Annotated in this window: 14 protein-coding genes; 3 read left to right on the top strand and 11 right to left on the bottom strand. The window is 53.8% G+C overall.

Annotation, left to right across the window (positions count from 1 at the left end; genetic code table 11):
- Nucleotides 1–3 precede the first annotated feature (3 nt).
- From JYB84_RS09520 to JYB84_RS09510, 3 genes are all read left to right on the top strand, one after another.
- Nucleotides 4–2,016, top strand: coding sequence for a urocanate hydratase (locus JYB84_RS09520; protein ID WP_207319875.1), 2,013 nt, complete (start codon nucleotides 4–6; stop codon nucleotides 2,014–2,016).
- Nucleotides 2,017–3,704: 1,688 nt separating this feature from the next.
- On the top strand, nucleotides 3,705–4,754 hold the full coding sequence (locus JYB84_RS09515; RefSeq protein WP_207319874.1) for a hypothetical protein: 1,050 nt from the start codon (nucleotides 3,705–3,707) through the stop codon (nucleotides 4,752–4,754).
- Between the two features lie 69 nt (nucleotides 4,755–4,823).
- Nucleotides 4,824–5,681: a hypothetical protein gene (locus JYB84_RS09510; protein ID WP_207319873.1), complete on the top strand. Its 858-nt coding sequence runs from the start codon at nucleotides 4,824–4,826 to the stop codon at nucleotides 5,679–5,681.
- An 88-nt stretch (nucleotides 5,682–5,769) separates the two neighbouring features.
- Here the strand turns inward: JYB84_RS09510 and JYB84_RS09505 are convergent, their stop codons facing one another.
- The 11 genes from JYB84_RS09505 to JYB84_RS09455 form a co-directional block, all read right to left on the bottom strand.
- Nucleotides 5,770–6,033, bottom strand: a complete 264-nt coding sequence (locus JYB84_RS09505; protein ID WP_207323171.1) for a DUF2897 family protein — start codon at nucleotides 6,031–6,033, stop codon at nucleotides 5,770–5,772.
- Between the two features lie 14 nt (nucleotides 6,034–6,047).
- Nucleotides 6,048–6,785: an 8-amino-3,8-dideoxy-manno-octulosonate cytidylyltransferase KdsB gene (kdsB, locus tag JYB84_RS09500; RefSeq protein ID WP_207319872.1), complete on the bottom strand. Its 738-nt coding sequence runs from the start codon at nucleotides 6,783–6,785 to the stop codon at nucleotides 6,048–6,050.
- 69 nt (nucleotides 6,786–6,854) lie between these two features.
- Entirely contained in the window at nucleotides 6,855–7,925 is a 1,071-nt protein-coding gene (gene kdnB / locus JYB84_RS09495; RefSeq protein ID WP_207319871.1) for a 3-deoxy-alpha-D-manno-octulosonate 8-oxidase KdnB, read from the bottom strand.
- A gap of 18 nt (nucleotides 7,926–7,943) precedes the next feature.
- A complete protein-coding gene (locus JYB84_RS09490) occupies nucleotides 7,944–9,131 on the bottom strand; it encodes a DegT/DnrJ/EryC1/StrS family aminotransferase (RefSeq protein WP_207319870.1) in 1,188 nt (395 codons plus the stop codon).
- Between the two features lie 151 nt (nucleotides 9,132–9,282).
- Nucleotides 9,283–9,900, bottom strand: coding sequence for a carbonate dehydratase (gene can, locus JYB84_RS09485; protein WP_207319869.1), 618 nt, complete (start codon nucleotides 9,898–9,900; stop codon nucleotides 9,283–9,285).
- A 205-nt stretch (nucleotides 9,901–10,105) separates the two neighbouring features.
- Complete coding sequence (locus JYB84_RS09480) at nucleotides 10,106–10,516, bottom strand: type 2 periplasmic-binding domain-containing protein (protein ID WP_207319868.1); 411 nt, start codon at nucleotides 10,514–10,516, stop codon at nucleotides 10,106–10,108.
- Between the two features lie 13 nt (nucleotides 10,517–10,529).
- Nucleotides 10,530–11,714: a porin gene (locus JYB84_RS09475; protein WP_207319867.1), complete on the bottom strand. Its 1,185-nt coding sequence runs from the start codon at nucleotides 11,712–11,714 to the stop codon at nucleotides 10,530–10,532.
- Nucleotides 11,715–11,880: 166 nt separating this feature from the next.
- Entirely contained in the window at nucleotides 11,881–12,714 is an 834-nt protein-coding gene (locus JYB84_RS09470; RefSeq protein WP_207319866.1) for an alpha/beta fold hydrolase, read from the bottom strand.
- Nucleotides 12,715–12,725: 11 nt separating this feature from the next.
- A complete protein-coding gene (locus tag JYB84_RS09465; protein ID WP_228290748.1) occupies nucleotides 12,726–13,421 on the bottom strand; it encodes a M15 family metallopeptidase in 696 nt (231 codons plus the stop codon).
- Entirely contained in the window at nucleotides 13,412–14,545 is a 1,134-nt protein-coding gene (dapE, locus tag JYB84_RS09460) for a succinyl-diaminopimelate desuccinylase (protein WP_207319865.1), read from the bottom strand. Before dapE ends, JYB84_RS09465 begins: the two co-directional genes overlap by 10 nt.
- Nucleotides 14,542–14,886, bottom strand: coding sequence for an ArsC family reductase (locus JYB84_RS09455; RefSeq protein WP_207323169.1), 345 nt, complete (start codon nucleotides 14,884–14,886; stop codon nucleotides 14,542–14,544). The genes dapE and JYB84_RS09455 overlap by 4 nt, the downstream gene beginning before the upstream one ends.
- Between the last annotated feature and the right edge of the window lie 104 nt (nucleotides 14,887–14,990).

The following is a 14,990-nucleotide window of genomic DNA, read 5'->3' as shown; positions in this document are numbered from 1 at the left end:
AGGATGGAGACAGCAATGAATTTTCAGGACCAAATCAAACAAGGGATCCCAAGCGTATTGCCGGCGCCGAGGCCATATCCTGCGGACGCCAACCGCGCGCCCAAGCGTAAGGACATCTTGAGCCCGGCGGAAAAGCAGCTGGCGGTGCGTAACGCCCTGCGTTATTTCCCCGCCGAGTGGCACCCGGAGCTGGCGGCGGAATTTGCCCAGGAGCTGCAGGACTTTGGCCGTATCTATATGTACCGCTTCAAGCCCGAATACGCCATGAAGGCCCGTTCCATCTCCGACTATCCGGCGAGATGCGAGCAGGCGGCAGCCATTATGCTGATGGTGGATAACAACCTCGACCCGGCTGTGGCCCAGCATCCCGAGGAGCTGATCACCTACGGCGGCAACGGCGCCGTGTTCCAGAACTGGGCCCAGTACCTGCTGACCATGAAGTACCTGAGCGAGATGGAAAGTGACCAGACTCTGCACCTGTATTCAGGTCACCCCATGGGCCTGTTCCCCTCGTCCAAGGATGCGCCGCGGGTAGTGGTTACCAATGGCATGATGATCCCCAATTACTCCAAGCCGGACGATTGGGAAAGGTTCAATGCCCTGGGCGTGACCCAGTACGGCCAGATGACCGCCGGTTCCTTTATGTACATTGGTCCCCAGGGCATAGTTCACGGCACCACCATTACCGTGATGAATGCCTTCCGCAAGGTGTTGGAGAAGGGCCAAAGCCCCAAGGGCAAAATATTTCTCACCGCCGGTCTTGGCGGCATGAGCGGTGCCCAGCCCAAGGCCGGCAACATTGCCAACTGCATTACCGTGTGCGCTGAGGTGAACCCCAAGGCTGCCATCAAGCGCCATCAGCAGGGCTGGGTGGATGAGCTTATCGACAACATGGATGCGCTGATTGCCCGGGTCAAACTGGCCCAGGCCAACGAGGAAGTAGTGTCCATTGCCTTTATCGGCAACGTGGTTAACGTGTGGGAAGCCTTTGATGAGCAGGGCATTTTTGTGCATCTGGGCTCGGATCAAACCTCCCTGCACAACCCCTGGTCCGGTGGCTACTATCCGGTGGATATCAGCTATGAAGAATCGAACCGCCTGATTCGTGAAGAGCCTGAGCTGTTCAAGACCAAGGTGCAGGCGACCCTCAAGCGTCACGCTGCCGCGGTCAACAGACACACAGCCAAGGGCACCTACTTCTTCGACTACGGCAACGCCTTCCTGCTGGAAGCGTCCCGCGCCGGTGGCGATGTGATGGCCCCCAACGGTATCGACTTCAAGTACCCGTCCTACGTGCAGGATATCCTGGGCCCCATGTGCTTTGACTACGGTTTCGGCCCGTTCCGCTGGGTCTGTACCTCGGGCAAGAGCGAAGACTTGGACAAAACCGACGCCATCGCCGCCGAGGTGCTGATGAAGATCATGGCCGAGTCGCCAGAGGAAATTCAGCAGCAGATGCAGGACAACATCACCTGGATCAAAGATGCCAAGCAGAACAAGCTGGTGGTGGGTTCCCAGGCACGTATCCTCTATGCCGACGCCCAGGGCCGGATGGAAATCGCCAAGGCCTTCAACGACGCTATTGCCCGCGGTGAGATTGGCCCGGTGGTGCTCGGCCGTGACCATCACGATGTGAGCGGTACCGACTCGCCATTCCGCGAAACCTCCAACATCTATGATGGCAGCCGCTTCACAGCCGACATGGCCATTCACAACGTGATCGGTGACAGCTTCCGCGGCGCCACCTGGGTCTCCATCCACAACGGCGGCGGGGTAGGTTGGGGCGAAGTGATCAACGGCGGCTTCGGCATGCTGCTCGACGGCACAGACGACGCCGAGCGTCGCCTCAAGTCCATGCTGCTGTTTGACGTCAACAACGGCATCGCCCGCCGCAGCTGGGCCCGCAACGCCGAAGCCAACTTCGCCATCAAACGTGAAATGGCCAGAACTCCCAAGCTCAAGATCACCCTGGCCAACTTGGTTGATGATGACATCATCAACAAACTGAGTTTCTAAGGCTGGAGTGTCAGGGCTGAATAGCCCGGGTAGCCAGAGGCAAGTGCGCCACAAGCCAAATAAAAAAACGCCCCTCAAAGGGGCGTTTTTTTATGCCAATCCGGCATCAGCAAAAATAGTAAGCCTACTTGGCAACAATACAATAGCTGGAATGTTGCACCATTTTCCATTCCGCCGCTGGCACAGCGATTGTCTTTGATGATGGCAATAGCATCAACCTATTGATGCAACCAATCACCTGCGGTGCGCTTTCGCACTGGCACACCCGTGACACGCCACGAGTCCATCCTTGGAGGCTCAGCGGCGACGTCCATGTCGCCGATGGTCACTGGTGCGGCAGTGCAAATATTTGGTGTTCCACTTCGATATTGGCGGAACCATCAAGCCTACAAAATGGCGACTCATAAGCTAGACTTGTACGCCATTTCCCTTTCCGACGCTGCCGACGACTGCATTGATGCAGGAGTTAGGACGAAGCAGGAGCCAGAGCCGAGGGTGTTGCTGAAAATGGCGTGGCAAGGCATGGCCGTTCTCGGGTATCCAGCCCTCCTCCGCATAGGGATTCCTGTCCGGCAGATGCCATTTCAGCGCCAGTTAATCAGGGGCGAGTGTCACACTGCGACAAGCTCACTAGCGCGAGGCATGGAGTCGAGCTGGGAAAGATTTGCATGGACGTAAATCCGAGCGTCTGGCGCGTTAGCCAAATTTCAGCATAAAACCGAGGGGCAGTCAGCGTCGGTGGGGCATCCTTTGGGATGCAAGGGGGAAGCTCGTAAGAGCTTTATGAACGAGAGCCATGGAGGGCGAGCTGGTACTTAAACAGGGAAGTTGTTCATGGATGAGCAAAGTCCCTTGCCCGGAGGCGGGATGGAAGGCCGCGATTTTCTGCCGCTGGAACAGCGGCTATCTTTCGAGTCTATCGGAGCATCCTCCTCTGGATGCAACTAATCACCTGCGGTGCGCTTTCGCACTGCCACACCCGTGACCCGCTGTGAACCCATCCTTGGGCGCTCAGCGGCGACGTCCCTGTCGCCGATGGTCACCAGTGCGGCAGTGCTAATTCTGGGAGTTTCTCTCCGGCAATTGTGTTGTTGATGAGAGAGCATTGATGCACGTCATTTTTTCATTTGCGTAACGGTAGTAACCTCTGACAAGATGCTGATTCAAGGAGATAAAACAATATTCAGGGATGAAGCCCACCACTTCAGCCCGTGCGGTAGCCATGCCGCTCGTTGACCCCTTTGCTGCCTGAATGTCAACCAGTTTTCCTCTGCATCGCAAAGATCCGCAGTGTTATTGCCAATGGCAAAAGCGCAAGCACGGTTTTCTGCATCTCATGGCACGGTTTTATAGACTTAGTCAAGTTATTATTAAAATAAATCAAAGCCTTAGGCTGGTATCGAGTTTAGATAACAGGCCGTTAAAGTGTGCAAAGCGTGCTGGCACGCTTTGCTTGTAATTTGATGTGGACAAAATCCGCTAACCCGAGGACTAATCGGTGAATTCTCCGGCACGCTTTTCACTGGTCTGAGGGCGAAAACGTACCTGCAAGGTAACGGAATGAACTGCTTCATTCCGTTAGTTGAAGCCGAAAGGCCTCCGGCCTGCCACGCGGAGATAAATGAGCCGGCACACTATACAAATGTTAGGCCACTACAGCAAATATTGTGCAACACAAAGGAAGTAAAATGATTAGTAATATTTCATCAATATTAGACAACAAAGAATGGAACTGGAACTATGAGAAAATGTACATAAAACCAAACATTCCTGCTAAAAAGCTGAATGCAGCAATTAACTCATATGCCTCTACAGTAAATCCAGATCGCGTACTAGTTCTTTTAGATGACACTGTTTTTGGCGGTTCAAAAGAGGGGTTATTACTTACTGAAGATGGAATTTACAGTAAAGAGCTTTTTCAAGAGCCAAAATCATTCTCGTTTGACCAAATAAAAAGCATTGCACCTGGCACAAAAAGTAGAATCTTCATTAATAATTCAGAGTTCTTTAAAGCAACAGTTGTTGAACACTTTGCAGTCTTAGCACTTGCGTCAAGGATCGCCACGACACTTGGAATTAATGATGATAAAGAAAGAAAGCCAGCTGAAGCAAAAACAGAATCGAGCATTAAGAATGCCAATAAAGGTAAATTTGAAACCCTACATGATAGTTCTTTATTAAATTTAAAAAATGAGTTCGATGAAGGCTGCTTTCTATTTGATGAACTAATAGATAAGCAAATGAGAATATTATTATCTCAAAGCCAAGATGTTGAGAGCGCTCTGATTAAAAATTCAACAGCGACCGTTTCTAAGGAAGATATCGAAGCACAAAGTGCTGAATTTTGCCTTTTGTTATTTCTAACGATGCATTTCTATTCGCTTTCAAACATTTCAGATGATTTCAAAAACGGTATGGGTGAGAGTTTTCAGCTACTTCATACTCTATCTCTAATGTATGCTGAATCGTTTAAATCTAATTTTGAACACATATATAACAAAAAATTTAGCATAGATGATGAAACCCTACATATAGTTCCCATTATGTTTATGAATAAAGATGGAGAAAGTAATTTCGATCTTAAAATGCCACGGGAACAGGTTCTAACAATGCTATTGGAAAAGCTTGAGCTTCCAAAATACACAGCTCAAAAATCCATTGGGCAGTTTGAAACTGCTGTAAACTGGTGGATCAATGCATTGGTTAGAGAAATGATGAAAGAAGAAATGTTAACGTAGCCTAACAAGTAAATCCAGGTGACGCCTACGGCGCACCTGATTTAGGCGTTATGTGCCAAGGAGGAATGTTTGAAGCGTTACAAGGTGTTCAACTTCGATTTTGATGGTAGAGCAGAAATCTTGAACCAAGAGATACCTGATACTTGGGAGCAAAGTGTCAGAGCGAATTGGCTGGAAAATAAACAGAAAATCCAGGAAGGGTTAATCTCCGAGTTTGGCTCCATTAACTGTTTTCAGAAAATTAAGGATTTCTCTGAAATTGGTTCCGACCAACCCTCGCTTATTGCATTCCATAACAACTTTATGAAGCAGGTAAGTTATGCATACTCATTTGGTTCTTATTATCCAGCGTTGACCGGTGCATGTTCTCTCGGAGAGAGGATATTGAATCATCTTGTCCTCAGACTTCGTGACTACTTTAAAGATACAGCAGAGTATCAAAAGGTTTATCGAAAAAAATCTTTTGACAACTGGGATCTTGCGATAAACACGTTAGAAGCATGGGATATCCTTCTTCCTGAAGCTGCTGAGCAATTCAGGGAGCTGAAAGACATCAGAAACAAGTCGATTCATTTTAATCCTGAAGTTGATTTGAATTACAAAGATTCTGCTCTGCAAGCGATTTTGCAGATAAAAAAGATAATTAAGATTCAATTTTCTGGATTTGGAACTCAGCCATGGTATATAGATGGAACCAAAGGTGCATGTTTTGTTAGGAAGTCTTTCGAAGATAACCCATTTGTAAAAGAAATTGTTCTGCCTAATTGTTATAAAGTAGGGCACCTACACAAATTGGAACGTGAAAGAAATGGTTGGCGAGTATTTGATGAGCATGAATATGCAGATATAGAGATAACGGACGACCAATTTAGAGAGTTAATAGAGAACCCAACCAAATATGATGCTTCTAATAATTTAATAGAATAGGTTGGCACATAACAAGTGACTGTGACTTTCTGGCAATAATTTTAGCCAGCAGTACTAAATAAAAACGCCCCTTTCGGGGCGTTTTTATTTAGTACTGCTTGTCACCAGACGAGCCTTTGGGACTCTCATCCTTAGGTGCTTCATTCTGAGTTTCTGCATCTACAGCGGCGCTATTTTCACCCGAATCCTCTGCCGGATGCATGTCTGGCTGCCCCTCCTGGGGTTTGGCATTCTTCTTGGGATCGCCGAACTGGGGCATCTTGAACTTGGCGCTGTACTTGAGTACCGCCAGGTTGCTGGCGATAACCCCGACAACCAGCAGGATGATCAGCCAGACTTCGAGGGATGACATGCCGGAGCCGTTCATCATTCAACCTTCAGGCGGGCTTCACAGCGACGGATATCTTCCGGGGTGTCGACCTCGGGGGAGTCGAAGGCGCTGATGGCGACCTTGATCTTGTGACCAAATTCCAGGGCCCGCAATTGCTCGAGCTTTTCAAGATCTTCCAGGCGGCCCAGCGGCAGGCTGTTGAAGGTGTGCACGAAACGGCGGGTGTAGGCGTAAACGCCCAAGTGCTTGTAAACCGGATACTCGCTCACATCGCGGCCGAAGGGGATACGGGCGCGGGAGAAGTACAGGGCGTTCATCTCGTTGTCGAACACCATTTTGACGTGCTTGGGATCGTCCAGCTCTTCCTTGTCGGTGATCTGATAGCCCAAGGTGGCCATCTCGAACTCGCCGGGATGACGACGGAACAGTTCGATGATCTGCTCGATGGAAATGGGGTCAATCAGGGGCTGATCGCCCTGGAGGTTGATCACCAGGTCGTCATCTCCCAGGCCCAGTTGGGTGATGGCATCTTCAATCCTGTCGGTGCCCGAGGCGGCGTGGGTGCCGGTCATGACCACCTTGCCGCCGAAGGCTTCAACCGCATCCTTGATGCGTTCATCGTCGGTGGCCACGTAGATGGCACTGAGGCCCTTGGCCAGGGCGGCACGCTCGTATACGTGCTGGATCATGGGCTTGCCGTTAATCGGTGCCAAAGGTTTGCCGGGAAAACGGCTGGAACCGTAGCGGGCCGGGATCAACAGGGTGACATTCATTCAAAAATTCCTGTGCTTAAAGAGGACAGGGCCCAAGTGGGCCCTGAAACAGTGACGCCTGGGTAGAGCTTAGATGCGACGGAAAAGCGCAGTCAACATCTCGTCGGTGACTTTTTCCTGCCAGCCTTCGCCATAGACGTTGGCCCACAGGGGACCCATGCTCTTGGTCACCTTGACCATGGCGGCGATGGTGTCGTCCGGCAGATCTTTACAGATGTTCTTCGGCAGGGTGATGTTGTGCTTCTTCAGCATTTGGCGGAATTCGGCCACACCTTCGGGGTAGAACTCGTCCAGCACGTCAAAGGCGATACAGTTGCCTATGCCGTGGTGGTAACCCAGCACATAGGACAGACCGTAGGACACGGCGTGGCAGGCACCGACCTGGCTGTAGGCAATGCTCATACCGCCCATGAAAGAGGCCATCATCAGCTTGTCGTCTTTTTCGGGGTGATCGCCCAGGTAGACTTCGCGGCACAGATCCATGGCCTTTTCGGCGTAGGCACGGGCGAATTCATTGAGGAAGGTACCTTCCAGCGATTCAACGCAGTGGATGTAGCAATCCATACCTGTGTAGAACCATTGATCTGTAGGTACACCGTCAATCAGCTCGGAGTCCATGATGATCTGATCGAACACTGTGTAGTCAGAGTTCAGACCCAGTTTGCGCTCGGGGCCACAAAGTACCGCGGTGCGTGAGGCTTCAGCGCCGGTACCGGACACTGTGGGGATACCCACGTGATGCACGGCAGGGTTTTTGATGAGATCCCAGCCCTGGTACATGGCGGAGCCGCCGGGGTTGGTCAGCATCAGGGATACTGCCTTGGCCAGGTCCATGGTGGAACCGCCACCCAGACCGATAACGCTCACCGGCAGTTTGCCGTTGAAGGCCTGTACTTCGGCGGTCAGGCTGTCCACTTGCTCAGTGGTGGGCTCATCATCCACGTTGACCCACAGCAGCAGATCCTGGGACTTCAGGGGAATGCGGCTTTCCAGTGGCTTGCCACGGTGCACATCGTCCACCACAAACACTACGAAATCGTCGGCGCTCTTGCGTTGGGCGGCCAGCACTTCGTCCAGTTGGTTGAAGGACCCACGGCCGAAAATCAGCTTCTCAACGACTTTGAAATTCTTGAAACTCATGAAACACACTCCCTCGAATTATTGGGCAAATGCCTTCTTGATGTTGGCTATACGTTGCTGGATCTGTTCTTCGGTCCAGCTGAGTTTGATCAGCATGGAGATGGTCCGGCTCATGATGGCATCGGACTTGGGCACAGATACCTGGGTGTAATCGGGTTTGTCGGCCACCAGGCTGATGGGCAGGGCGGCTGGGGCCTGCAGATTGTGGATGTGGTGCCAGTTTTTCAGGTAATGCCAGTTGTTGACGTACCAGTAGAAGCAACCGTCGACGCCATTGGCAGCCAGGGCCTTGTTGATTTCCTGGGCGCGCTCTTCACTTGGCAGCATAAAGCTGAGGAAGCCGGCGTTGTCGCCTTCAGGGTCCGGGATCACGCGGAAGCTGACCTCGGGGATTTCCGCCATGGCATCCTTGATCATCTGCTTGTTTTTGCGCTGGATATCCAAAATGGTGTCCAGCTTGCGCAGCTGGGCCAGACCCAGGGCGGCGTTCATTTCGCTGATGCGGAAGTTCAGGCCCATGATGGGGTGCTTTTCGGCGCCGCGGTCGTTGCCTATGTGGTCGTGACCGTGGTCGGAGAACATGTGGCTGTGGTTGTAGATGGTTTCATCGTTGGTGATTACCGCTCCGCCTTCACCGCAGGAGATGGTCTTCACAGAATCGAATGAGAAGCAACCCACATGGCCGATAGAGCCGAGGAACTTGCCCTTGTAGCTGGCACCTATTGCCTGACAGGCATCTTCCAGCAGGATCAGGTTGTGCTCATCGCAGATGGCCATGATTTCGTCCATATGACCCATGGAACCGCACATGTGCACAAAGTTAACGGCCTTGGTGCGTGGGGTGATGGCGGCGCGGATGCCTTCGGGTGACAGACACAGGGTCTCGTCGATTTCGGCAAACACGGGGACGGCACCGGCCATCATGATGGCTTCAATGGAGGCCACAAAGGTAAAGGGAGGTACTATGATTTCATCACCGGCACCGATACCGGCGGCCATCAGGGCTGTGGTCAGGGCACAGGTACCGCTGGAGAGCAGATGGGCGTGTTTGACATTGAGCTTCTCACACAGCAGCTCTTCCATTTCACGGCTCTTCCAACGACCATTGCGCATGCCATCAAAGTTGTAACGGAAGGTAAAACCGTTCTCCATTACATCTGCGACTTCCTGCTTCTCTTCAGGACCAAATATTTCAAAACCGGGCATGGAAGTGGATCTCCTAAATAGGGCATAGCGCCTGGGCGCAAAGATAAAAAAACTTAGGGATTATAACTGGCTTGCCAAGGGGCTGCGATGGTTTGCGGTGAAAAAATTGCGGAATTTGCCGGTCCCGGGAACGGAACCGGCGGGGGAAGGATTAATTGCCCTGGTTTTGGGCCGTTTGCCTGTCTGTGGTGACATCCAAATCCGTCAGCAGACCATTGTCTATGCCATAGATCCAGCCGTGGACGGCGACGTCCTGACCGCGCAGCCAGGCTTCCTGGATAACGGTGGAGCTGACCACGTTGGCCACCTGTTCAATCACGTTCAGTTCGCAGAAGCGATTGAAACGGGCCTGGTCATCCATGCCGGCCAGCTCCTGCTGGTGAATACGGTAGATATCGCGCAGATGACCGAGCCAGTTATCTATCAGGCCCAGGCGCTGTTTGCCCATGGCGGCGCGCACACCGCCACAGCCGTAATGACCGACCACCATCACGTGCTTGACCTTGAGTACTTCCACCGCGTATTGCAGTACCGACAGGCAGTTGAGATCGGTGTGGATCACCATGTTGGCGATATTGCGGTGAACAAAGACTTCACCGGGCAAAAGATCGATGATCTGGTTGGAGGGCACCCGGCTGTCGGAGCAGCCAATCCACAGATACTCAGGGTTTTGCTGTTTGGCCAATTGCTCGAAAAAAGATGGGTTTTCATGGCGGATGCGCTCGGCCCAGCGGCGGTTGTTATCAAACAAGGGCTTAAGTAGTTTCATTGTTTTCATTTTCGCAAAATTGGCTGATGTCGGCGCTAGTGTATCAGGAAATTTTTCCTGTCTGGTCTATCCAAGACAAAATCAGCATAAAGATATGAAAACTCAGAGGTTGGCAGATAAAACAGTCCTTGCTGAATAACAAGGCCGGCGGGTGCCGGCCTTGGTTTGTGTTACCGCCAGGAGCAGTGATTTTTGAGCTTGGGGCTCAGAAGCGGGCCACCACCTTGACACTGGCGTCGACCGCGGCCGCATCCATAAAGCCAATCATGTTGGGGTTGGCGGCGATAAGGCCCAGCACTTCGGCGTTTTCAACGACCTTGGGGGGTTGTCCCTGGCCGGAAAACACCAATTTCGACCAATAGGCCTTAAGCTGGCTCTCGGATTTGTTCAGCACCTTGTCGACAAACTGGCTGCGGATATCGCTGCCTTCCTTGAGATCCAAGGGCACCACAGGGCTGCCACCGGGAAAGGATTTGAGTTTGCCAAGATAGATGCGCGAGATATCGGCGCTGGTCAGGGTGTCGTTGTTGCTGGGGTGCACCACCACAGCCACTTCGGCAAAGGCCAGTGGTGCCAACAGCGTCAGTGAGGCGGCCAGTAATTTAATGCTTTTCATTGTCTGTCTCCTCTTAGAACACCAGATCCACGCCCATCATCAGGGCCTGACCATCGGCCGTGGGGCCCTTGTCATTGGTGAAGTCGGTGTATTCCACCTTGAAGGCGGCCGACGGATGGAAGTCCCAGCGCAGGCCCACAGTGTAGTAGTTGCTGTCCTGTTGCTGGGTTTCCAGCGCCTGCTTGGTCAGCGCCAGCAGCGGCAGCAATTGGGCCTGATTTTGTGCCGGCAGGCCGGCTATCACGGGGGCCATGGCGTTATAGGAATCGTACTGGGGTTTGTTTTCATCCTGGCCATAGGTCAGGTGAAAGGTCAGTTGGTTCCAGCGGATCCCGGCCGAGACATAAATTGAGTCCTGGTTGGTAAAGGCGTTGGCATCCTGATAGTCAGATGTGGTGTATTCGGCGAGGATAAACCAGTTGCCCGGATCGTATTTGCCGTGCACCCCCACCAGGCTGACGGCATCATCAATGGCCAGGAAATCATTCAGGGTGGACTCGTCAAACAGACCGGTTTGGGCCCAGGCCAGTGCCAGCAAGGCCAGATCCGGATTGAGGTAGGTCACTTCCGGGGCGTAACCCAGATTGAGGCCGTATTCAAAGTCGCCGGTGGTGAAGTTCAGGTTCAGCACATGGGCCTTGGCTGAGAAGGGCGCAGGCTGCACGTCGGTTCCCGAGGGCACATAGTCGTCGATGGAGGAGGTGATGTACTTGTAGGTGACCCCCACATCGGTATCGCCCCATTGGGTGGTATACAGCAGGCCCACGCCCTCACCTGAGCTGAAGGGCAGGGAATAGACCCCTTGGGGCGGTTGGATCCAGTGGTAGGCATAACCCACGTCTATGTAGTCCGAGTATTTGTAGAGGTTAAAGCGCTGGCGCCCGGCCATCAGCATCAGGTTGTCACTGATGTCATAGGACAGATAGGCCCACTCGAACTCGGCGCTGTAATCCTCGCTGCCGCGGGCCAGCACCTGGGCTGTGGCTTTCAGGCCCTGGCCGAGATCCGCTGCCACCTGCACGGCAAATTTGGTGTGTTCGTTGAAATCAATATCTTTATCATAACCATACAGAGGTTCATCATCATCCAGGCTACTGCCGGCCACTATGGAGGCAAAGCCGTTGATCTGCACCTCTGCCAACAGCGCTGGGCTGTGCAGCAGTGGCAGCAGGGCGAGAGCTATTGTTGTTTTTCTCATGTTTTTCAGTCCTGTATTGGGAAATACAGGTTAAAAGTAGCTGATGGTGGCGGTTTTGCTTTGATTTTAAGCAACAAATGTGCAACGAAGGTGAAACAATGTTGGGTATTTGAGCGATTGCGCGGGCCGGAAGGTCTGACCCGCGTTGAAGGCTCGGAGGGGAGGATTAATGACCCAGATGACGGGCGAGGAAGGCCAGCAGGGCTTTGTTGACCTCTTCGGGCTGTTCCAGGCAGCTGATGTGGCCGGCTTGGGGTATATGTACCAGCTGGCTGCCGGCAATGGTTTCGTGCATCAGGTAACTTTCCAGCACAGTTCTGGCCTTGTCTTCGGTACCCACCATGATAAGGCAGGGCTGGGTCAGTTGCTCGGCATCCTCACAGGTATCACGGCGGCCAAAGATCATCCTGCCCAAGCGCACCAGACTGTCTATCCTGGCGGCGGGTATGGCCAGCAGCTCGGCGCGGAATTCGGCTATCAGGGCATCGCGCCGTGGTGATTGTGTGGTGGCGAAAAACAGCGGCACTATGGCGTCGGCCAATGAGTCCGGAATGGCTTGCTGCTGCTTGATGATATCCAGCATGCCGAAATACTTGTCACGGGTGACTTCGGGTTCAAAGCCGATAAAGCTGTCGAGCATCACCAGGGTTTGCACCCGACCCGGCGCCAGCAGCGCCAACTCGGCGCCCCACATGGCCCCCACAGACAGGCCGATAATGCTGAACCTGTCGATGGCCAGGCTGTCCAGCAGTGCCAGCATGTCTCTGGCTATGTCTATCAGGCTGTGATGGTTGGCGGGCAGGGGACCGGACTCGCCGTGGCCATAAAGGTCCACGGCTATGACCCTGTATCTTTGGCTCAGCAACTCAAGCTGTTCCCGCCACATGTGGTTGTCCCACAAATAACTGTGACCGAGCAGTAAAACCGGGCCGTCGCCCAAATCAAGATAACTGAGGTGGCTGCCGTGCAGGCCAAAGCGCTTGGGGGTGATGTTTTCCATCTGAAATTCCACTAACTGTTTGGGTGAGCCGCCGGGCCCGGCGGCGCGATAAAGTGAACATAATGTCGCACCAGGGCATCAAGGCGCGGCAACACCTGGGCCTTGAGTGCCAGGGGAGCCTGCTCCAGTACCAGGGCGAGGTCATGACTGTCAAATTTAGCCAGCATGGGCACGGCAAGCGGCGCATAGCTCAGGTGCCATGGCTCGGCGCTGACCCCGCTCAGGCCCGCCTGATAGGGAAAGAAAAAACCGTATTCGTGGGCATGGGCGTTAAGCCAGTCATGCAAAGCGCCACAGGGACCGGTTTGCTGATATTCCGCTGGCACCAGTTGCAATTCGGCCTTGGTAATGCGATTGCAATCAAAGACATCGAGATCCGTACCCCAATGATGCCGCGAGGTGCCGGGCAATGCCGACCAGAGCAAAATAGCTTCCATCAACTGCTGCGGATCCAGACTGGCTGGGTCAATGGCTGTGCCATTACGGTCCAGCAGGGGACGCTTGCCCCCGGCCTTGGCATTCCAGATTGCCAGCTGGCGCTCGAAACTGCGATAGCCGGAGGCAATGGCTATGGCTATGCCTTCGTTACGGGCCGCGATTGCCATGGCCTCAAAGGCCAGGGCAACCTGTGGTAACAGGCCGGCGCCGCCAATCTCGGTCAGCGCCGGGGTACCCAGGCCGTAAAGCTCAGGCTGACTCAGGGGCACAGCAGTTTTTCCAATATGCGCTGGTAGCAGCCCACCAGCAGTTCCAGATCCGCCACCTTCACGCACTCGTTTATCTTGTGAATGGTGGCATTGACCGGCCCCAGTTCTATAACCTGGGCGCCGGTTGGCGCGATAAAGCGCCCATCTGAGGTGCCGCCTGTGGTTTGGGGATCTGTATGGCTGCCGGTGACTTCGAAGATGGCGTCCCGGGTGGCTTCCAGCAGTGGGCCATCACCGGTGAGGAACGGCAGGCCGTTGAAGGTCCAATGCAAATCATAGTCCAGGCCATGGGCATCGAGAATGCTTTGTACCCGGCTGATAAGCTCCTCGGCGGTCACTTCGGTGGAGTAGCGGAAGTTGAACATCACCTTGAGTTCGCCGGGGATCACGTTGGAGGCGCCGGTGCCGCCATGGATGTTGGCAATTTGGAAACTGGTTGGCGGGAAGAATTCGTTGCCGTTGTCCCAGTGCATGGCGGCAAGCTCAGCCAGGGCAGGCGCGGCCCGGTGCACCGGGTTGTCCGCCAGGTGCGGGTAAGCCACGTGGCCCTGAATGCCCTTGACCGTCAGATTGCCTGTGAGGCTGCCGCGGCGGCCGTTTTTCACCACATCCCCCAGCTTGTGGGTGCTGGAAGGCTCGCCCACCAAAGCCCAGGTGATCTTTTCGTTACGGGCCTCCAGGGTGTCTATCACCCGGGTGGTACCGTTGATAAAGGGACCTTCCTCATCACTGGTGATCAGAAACGCAATGGAGCCCTGATGATCGGGATGCTCGGCCACAAAGCGCTCGGTGGCCACCACCATGGCGGCGAGGGAGCCCTTCATGTCGGCGGCGCCACGGCCGTGGAGATAGCCATCTATTATGGTGGGCTCGAACGGCGGTGTGTGCCAGCGGGCCAGATCGCCTGTGGGCACCACATCTGTGTGACCGGCAAAGCAGAATACCGGCCCCTCGGTACCGCGGCGGGCCCACAGGTTGGTGGTGTCTTCAAATACCATGGGCTCCAGTTCAAAGCCAATGGCGGCCAGGCGCTGCCCCATCAGGGTTTGGCAACCTTCATCCAGCGGGGTCACGGAGGGGCGCGCAATCAGCGCCTGGGTCAATTCAACAACTGGGCTGCTCATTTGCCGAAAATCTCACGATATTGGGCCTCGGAAAAACCGCAGGCTATTTGGGAGCCGTGCACCAGCACGGGCCTTTTGATCAGTGTGGGGTTGGCCAGCATCAATGTCTGGGCCTTGACAGCATTCAGATTGGCTTTGTCGGCATCGCTCAGGGCGCGAAAACTGGTGGAGCGCTTGTTGAACAAGGCTTCCCATCCCAGGTCGTCAACCCAGGCTTCCAGGGTAGCGCTGTCCAGACCATCATCGCGGAAATCGTGGAAGTCCACGGCCAGCTGGTTGGTTTCCAGCCATTTGCGGGCCTTTTTTACCGTATCGCAGTTCTTGATGCCAAAAAGTTTGATGCCAAAAGGTGTCACTGGCTGTACTCCCGGGGATATTCCAAAAAAGTTCAGCCGCATTGTTACATTCGGGGTGAATGACGACAAGCGGCTGCGAAAGGGTTGAA

The sequence above is a fragment of the Shewanella cyperi genome (assembly GCF_017354985.1).
In the GTDB taxonomy this organism is placed as follows: domain Bacteria; phylum Pseudomonadota; class Gammaproteobacteria; order Enterobacterales; family Shewanellaceae; genus Shewanella; species Shewanella cyperi.
Note: the sequence above shows the minus strand (reverse complement) of the source record. Positions and strands in the feature narration are given on the sequence as shown.